Genomic DNA, 6,325 nt, shown 5'->3' with positions numbered 1-6,325 from the left:
CCGCCTCGGCCGCCCGCCCGGCAGCCTCCTCCAACTCCGCCAACGCCCCGTGCACACGCGCCTGTTCAGCCTGAGACCGGCGCCGAAGGGCCCGCGCCAACGCCCCCTCGTACAACTCCCGCGCCTCGTCCACCTCCCCGAGCCGCAGCACAACTCCCGCCAGGGCGGAGGAGATTCGCGCCCCGATCCGCTCCCGCCCCTGCTCGGCCGCCGCCGCGCGAGCCTCGCCCAGCAGCCCCCGGGCGACCTCCAACTCCCCCAGCCGCGCCCGCGCTTCACCGATCCGGTAGGTCTGGAGCAGCACACCGTAGGGATTGGGCACAGCCGTGTGGATCGCGAGCGACTTCTCGAACTCCCGTACAGCGGCGCCCCATTCACCCCGCATCCCCAGCAGCATCCCCTTGAACTCCGCGACGGAGCCCCGGAGTACGCCGTGTCCGTCCCCGAGCAGCCCCGCCGCCGCCTCGGCCGCGTCCAGCTCCCGACCGGCCTCCTCCAGCCGCCCCGACTCCCAGAGCGGGCGCGCGAGTTGGAGCCGCGTGCGGACGATCCAGTCGGCCCGCGCCCCGTGCCGTACGGCGGAGTCGACGGCGAGCCGGAACACCTCGACGACGTCGGACTGGTGGGGATGGTCGAGCGCGTACGTCCAGACGGGCTCGGAGAGCGCGACCGCCTCGGCGTCCAACTCCCTTGCGTGGGCGAGCCGCAGACAGGCGAAGAGGGCGTGCCGCTCGTCGTACAGCCAGTCGGCGTCGACCTCGGCGTCCGGCGTGTCCGGCAGCGCCGCGAAGGTGTCGCCGACTCTCAACCGGGTCCCGGCAACGAGGAGATCGGCCCGCTGGGCCTGCCGTACGTACCAGCGCAGGACCCGCACCCGGGCGGCGTCGGCCTCGTCGCCGTCCGCGCGGCCCCGGCGCAGCGCGTGCGCGTGCAGCGGGCCGGGGAACCGCAGGCGGGCGCCCGCGCCGAGGTCCAGAAGGCCCGCCCGGTGGAGTTCCTCCAGCGCGGCATGGCAGGCGTCCTCGCCGAGGCCGAGCAGCGCGGTCGCGGAGCCCGGCGTGAAGGTGGGGCCGGGGTGGTGGGGCAGCAGGCGGTAGAGGAGGGACGCGGGCCGCGAGAGCCCGCCGTACGCCGTGTCCCAGACGCGCTCGACGCCGGGTACGCCCTTCTCGTCCCACTCGCCGCGCAGTTCGGGGACCAGGCGGGCGAGCGGGCGCAGCCGGTGCGCGCGGATCCAGCGGCCCGCGACGTGCAGCGCCGTGGGCAGGCCGTCGCAGAGGTGCACGAGGGCCCGTACGGACTCGGGGTCCTCGGCCAACCTCGGGTCCCTGGCGACGAGTTCGAGCAGCTCCGTCGCCGCGCTCTCGTCCAGCGGGGGCAGCGCGAGGTCGAGGGCGGCGCCGTCCTCCAGGCCGTACAGCGGGCCGGGGCTCGCGACAAGGACCGCGCTCGCGCCGGACGCGGGGAGGAGGGGGACGACCTCCGAGGCGTACCGGGCGTTGTCGAGGAGCAGCACGAACCTCTTGTCCGCCGTGAGGTTCCAGTACTGGCGGCAGCGCGCCTTGAACTGCGGTTCCACCAGGGCGGGTTCGACGCCGAACGAGCGCAGCAGCTGGGCGAGGACATCGCCGGGGTCGAGGGTGCCGCCCACGCGGTGGTCGTCGAGGTCGACGGTCAGGACGCCGTCCGGATACCGGTCCAGCACCGTCCGCGCGACCAGCCGCGCCAGCTCGGTCTTCCCCAGCCCCGCCGGCCCGCTGAACGCCACCACCAGCGGCCGACCGCTCCCCCGCCACTCCTCAACCGCCCTCGCCACACGCTCCCGTTCCCGATACCGGTTCACGAAGTGCACGGGCTCCGGCGGAAGTTCGACCCTCATACGACGCCTCTCGGTTCCTGTCGGGTGGGGTCCATTGTCGCGTGCCGGGTGGGGACGCGCGCGGTGATCTCCGCAGCCGCCGGCGCCCTCCGTGGGCGCGGGCGTCAGCCGGCCAGCCTGTTGAACTTGCGGATCTGCTGGTCGAAGACGCGCGCGGGGGCCACGCGCCGCAGCAGGCTGAGGCGGCGGGCGAACGGTCCGGCGGTGGTGCGCAGGCGCGGCCTGCGGGTGGTGGCCGCGGTGACGACGGCCCGGGCGACGACGGCGGGGGCGTCGCCGCCGTTGACCGCCTCGGCGACGGCCCGGTCGACGGTGCGCCGCTGCCGCTCGTAGACCGGCAGCGGGGTGTCGGGCTGCACGAGGTTGCCCTCGAACGCGGTGCTGGTCCCGCCGGGCTCGACGAGCAGGACCCGTACGCCGTGCTCGCGGACCTCGTGGTCGACGGACTCGGAGTACCCCTCGACCGCGTGCTTGGACGCGATGTAGGCGGCCATGTACGGCTGGGGCATGAACCCGTAGATCGACGACAGGTTGACGATGCGGCCACTTCCCTGGGCGCGCATGTGCGGCAGGACGGCCTTCGTCATACGGACGACGCCGAGGACGTTGACGTCGAGGACGCGCCGGTGCTGCGCCAGCGAGCTCTCCTCGGTGGCGCCCGAGGAGCCGATGCCGGCGTTGTTGACGAGCACGTCGATGCGGCCGAACCGGTCGATGACCTGCCGGACCAGCTCGGCGACCGAGTCGTCGCTGCTCACGTCGAGGTCGAGGAAGGTGACGCCGGCGCGGGGGGTGACCTTCGCGGTGTTCCGGCTGGTTCCGATCACCTCGAACCCCGCTTCGACGAAGGCGAGGGCGGTGGCTTCTCCGATGCCGGAGGACGCGCCTGTCACGAGCGCTACGGGTCGTTTTGTGGCCATCACGGGCTCCTGGGGGTTGGGTCATGTCCGCAGCGATGCGCGTCTCTCTCCGACGCTCTACCGATAGCTGCACCTCCAGAGTAACTCTTATCGAGTTATCTGCAACTCTCATGTCGCAGTTTATGGAGGAGATGCAGCTCGGGAGTATCTTCTTCAGGGAAGCAGACGTCGATGAAGCGGGCGTCGATGACAGGAAGGGAGACGCCATGGGGCGAGCTCTGCGAGCCGATGCCGAACGCAGCGTGCGCGCGATCCTGGAGGCGGCCGAGAAGGTGCTCGCCGAGGACCCCGGCGCGACGATGGAACAGATCGCCGAAGCCGCGGGCCTGGCCAGGACGACCGTGCACCGCCGGTTCGCCAACCGCCAGGCCCTCGTCGAGGCGCTGGCCGCGTCCGCCAAACGGCAGCTCGCCGACGCCCTCGACGACGCCCACCTGGACACCGCCCCACCCCTCGTCGCCCTGCACCGCGCGACCGCGAACACCCTCCGCGTCAAAGGCGCCTGGCGCTTCACCCTCGGCAACCCCCTGGCCCAGAACGGCATCGCCGAGGACGTCTGGGCCGACGTCAACACCCGCTCCCTCACCTTCCTCACCCGCGCCCGGCGAGAGGGCCTCCTGGCCCCCGAAACCGACCTGGAATGGACCCGCCGCGTCTACTACGCCCTCATCGGCGAGGCCCTGCACGGCCCCGGCGCGACGCAGGACCCGGACGCCGGGAACCCGGACGCCCTGGCCACCCGCATCGTCGAGACACTGCTGCACGGGGCGGGGCGGCGCGGCTGAGCAGCCTTCGGGGGGCGCGGCTCCCGGTGCGCTCAGCGTCTGCCGGCCTTGGCCGGGGTCGTGGCCTGCGTGGGTTCGGTGCGTGCGTCGCCACCGAAGACCGCGGTGAACGTCGTGCACCTGGTGTAGGCGAGGACGAGCTTGCCACCGCGGCAGCCCGCACCAACTTCCTCGCACCGCCCGCCGGTCGCGCGGGACGGCGACCGTGGCGGTCGCGGAAGCATGGGCCGCGTCACCGGGGTAGCAGAGGCTGTACGTGACCTTGCCGCCAACCGCCAGGGTGTCCTCGCTCGCGAACCGGCGGTCACACGACAGCCACACCGTACGAGTGCCGAGCGGCTTACCCTCGGTCGAGGCGAGGTCGGCCCACGTCACCCCGACCGGCATCGAACCGGGAAGGTCGGGCAGGACGAGGCCGAACATGCCGGCCAGCGTCAGCCTCCTGCCCAGCGGGGCCTTCGCAGGCGCGCTGACGCTCACCCTGGTCGCCGAGGCTCTCGGGCATGACCTCCTTGCGGCAGGCACACTTCCGCGCCGTACCGGAGGAGACGTCGTACCCCGCGAATTCCCCCGGCGAGCGGTCCTCGTTCCCCGCGACAAGAACTCCCCCATCACCGCCGGGGACGATGCCGACTCCCAGGGCACCCCGCCCGACTGATCCAGCGCGACGACCGGTTCGGTGCCGGAGAAATCGAGGGAGCCGATGCCACCACCGCCCCGCGCCGCACGGCGACCACCGATGCCGCCGTGACAGCGGTTCGCCCGGCCGGTTTCCCGATGGCAGGGATCACCTGAAAGAGGAAGCCCCGGTCACAAGAAATGTGACCGGGGCTTCCTCAAGTGAGCCGCCTTCGGGATTCGAACCCGAGACCTACGCATTACGAGTGCGTTGCTCTGGCCATCTGAGCTAAGGCGGCGCGCTGTCCGCACCATGGTGCGATCAGCAACGGTGGTAAGTCTACACAGTTTCGAAGGGTGCTCCGACCACCCCTGACGGGGTCAGGAGCAGCGCTTGCCCGGGGGCGGGACGGTGCCCGCGAGGAGGTACGTGTTGATCGCCGAGTCGACGCACGCGCTGCCGCGCCCGTACGCCGTGTGCCCGTCGCCGTCGTACGTGAGGAGGCGCCCGGCGGAGAGCTGGCCCGCGAGGGCCTCGGCCCAGCGGTAGGGGGTCGCGGGATCGCGGACCGTGCCGACGACGAGGATCGGCGCGGAGCCCTGCGCGGTGATGCGGTGCGGGGCTCCGGTCGCGCGCACCGGCCAATGCGCGCAGGTGAGGGACGCCCAGCCCATGCCCTCGCCGAAGACGGGGGACGCCTTCTCGAAGGCGGGGAGGGCCGCGCGCACCTCGTCGGGCGTGGCGTACGCGGAGGGCAGGTCGAGGCAGTTCACCGCCGCGTTGGCGAACATGAGGTTGGCGTAGCGGCCGGCGGAGTCGCGTTCGTAGTAACTGTCGGCGAGGACAAGGAGACCGGCGCCGTCGTTCTCGCGGATCGCGGACGAGAGGGCCTCGCGGAGCTGTTCCCACGTGCTCTCGTCGTACATCGCGGCGATCACGCCGGTCGTCGCGAGGGCCTCGCCGAGCCTGCGGCCGTCCGCGTCGCCTGCGGGGATCGGGTGGGCGTCGAGGCGCCGGAAGAACGCCTTGAGGCCCGCGCCGACCTGCGCGGGCGTGCCGCTGAGGGGGCAGTCGGGGTGCCGTACGCAGTCCTTCGCGAACGACTGGAACGCGGTCTCGAAGCCGGCGGTCTGGTCGAGGTTCATCCGGCGGGCGGTCAGGGAGGGGTCCATCGCGCCGTCGAGGACGAGGCGGCCGACGCGGCCGGGGAACAGGCCCGCGTACATGGCGCCGAGGAACGTGCCGTACGACGCGCCCACGTACGTCAGCTTCGGGTCGCCCAGCGCCGCGCGCAGGATGTCCATGTCGCGCGCGGCCTCGACGGTCGACATGTGCCGCAGGAGCTCGGGGGCGTCGGCGCCGCAGCCCTCCGCGAACTTCCGGTACGCCGCGACCAGCGCGTCCGTCTCGCGCTGGTCGTCGGGGGTCGTGTCGGTCTGCGTGTACGCGTCCATCGCGCGCCCGTCGAGACACTCCACGGGTTCGCTGCGGGCGACCCCGCGCGGGTCGACGGCGACCATGTCGTACCGCGCGCGCACCTGCGCCGGGTAGCCGATGCCCGCGTACTGCTGGAGGTAGCCGACCGCCGAGCCGCCCGGGCCGCCGGGGTTGACCAGCAGGGAGCCCAGCCGCTCGCCCGGCCCCGTCGCCTTCTTCCGGGCCACCGCGAGCCGGACGTCCCCCTGGGCCGGCTCCGCGTAGTCCAGCGGCGCCTTCATCGTCGCGCACTCGAAGCCCGGCACCCCGCAGCTGCGCCAGCGCAGCTTCTGCCCGTAGTACGACGACAGTTCGGCCGGCGTGGCCTTCGGCAGTGCCACCAGCTCGGCCCGCGCGGCGCCGACCACCGAGGCCGCACCCCCGCTGGAGCAGCCGCCCAGCAGCAGCGCCGCCGAGGCGAGCGACGCGACGAGGGCGACGGGGGTCCGGAGGCGGCGGTGACGGCTGAGGCTCATACACCGAGAGTAACGCTGAGCGACGAAATGAACACGGTTCGTCCGGGATTCACTCCGTACGAGTGACAGTCCGTCAACTCACAGTGACATTACGGCAATCGGCGGCACACTCCGGCTCCGACGGGTCCCGACAGCACCCCCCACCCGCTCCGCGCACGGCGCACAAGGCC

At 72.7% G+C, this 6,325-nt stretch carries 5 protein-coding genes and 1 tRNA gene; 2 read left to right on the top strand and 4 right to left on the bottom strand.

Features of this window, described 5'->3' with window-relative positions:
* Both AOK24_RS33480 and AOK24_RS33475 read right to left on the bottom strand, forming a co-directional pair.
* Window positions 1-1,816: hypothetical protein (locus AOK24_RS33480; protein ID WP_338060965.1), on the bottom strand; the 1,816-nt coding region annotated here is incomplete at its 3' end.
* Window positions 1,817-1,983: 167 nt separating this feature from the next.
* Window positions 1,984-2,799 carry an oxidoreductase gene (locus AOK24_RS33475; RefSeq protein WP_055723770.1) on the bottom strand — a complete coding sequence of 272 codons (816 nt, stop codon included), beginning with the start codon at window positions 2,797-2,799 and terminating at the stop codon, window positions 1,984-1,986.
* A gap of 206 nt (window positions 2,800-3,005) precedes the next feature.
* Here AOK24_RS33475 and AOK24_RS33470 point away from each other — a divergent pair, with 206 nt between their 5' ends.
* Both AOK24_RS33470 and AOK24_RS33465 read left to right on the top strand, forming a co-directional pair.
* Window positions 3,006-3,584, top strand: coding sequence for a TetR/AcrR family transcriptional regulator (locus AOK24_RS33470; RefSeq protein WP_055723771.1), 579 nt, complete (start codon window positions 3,006-3,008; stop codon window positions 3,582-3,584).
* A gap of 421 nt (window positions 3,585-4,005) precedes the next feature.
* Window positions 4,006-4,242 carry a hypothetical protein gene (locus AOK24_RS33465; RefSeq protein WP_055723769.1) on the top strand — a complete coding sequence of 79 codons (237 nt, stop codon included), beginning with the start codon at window positions 4,006-4,008 and terminating at the stop codon, window positions 4,240-4,242.
* A gap of 185 nt (window positions 4,243-4,427) precedes the next feature.
* Here AOK24_RS33465 and AOK24_RS33460 read toward each other — a convergent pair.
* Window positions 4,428-4,501, bottom strand: a tRNA-Thr gene (locus tag AOK24_RS33460).
* Between the two features lie 82 nt (window positions 4,502-4,583).
* A complete protein-coding gene (locus AOK24_RS33455; protein ID WP_055723768.1) occupies window positions 4,584-6,155 on the bottom strand; it encodes an alpha/beta hydrolase in 1,572 nt (523 codons plus the stop codon).
* Window positions 6,156-6,325 lie beyond the last annotated feature (170 nt).

The organism is Streptomyces niveiscabiei (assembly GCF_001419795.1).
GTDB classification, from domain to species: domain Bacteria; phylum Actinomycetota; class Actinomycetes; order Streptomycetales; family Streptomycetaceae; genus Streptomyces; species Streptomyces niveiscabiei.
Note: the sequence above shows the minus strand (reverse complement) of the source record. Positions and strands in the feature narration are given on the sequence as shown.

Excerpts from the sequence above, each read along its gene's own strand:
- AOK24_RS33475 (WP_055723770.1), bottom strand. The coding sequence starts at position 2,799 with ATGGCCACAAAACGACCCGTAGCGCTCGTGACAGGCGCGTCCTCCGGC.
- AOK24_RS33470 (WP_055723771.1), top strand. The coding sequence starts at position 3,006 with ATGGGGCGAGCTCTGCGAGCCGATGCCGAACGCAGCGTGCGCGCGATC.
- AOK24_RS33465 (WP_055723769.1), top strand. The coding sequence starts at position 4,006 with ATGCCGGCCAGCGTCAGCCTCCTGCCCAGCGGGGCCTTCGCAGGCGCG.
- AOK24_RS33455 (WP_055723768.1), bottom strand. The coding sequence starts at position 6,155 with ATGAGCCTCAGCCGTCACCGCCGCCTCCGGACCCCCGTCGCCCTCGTC.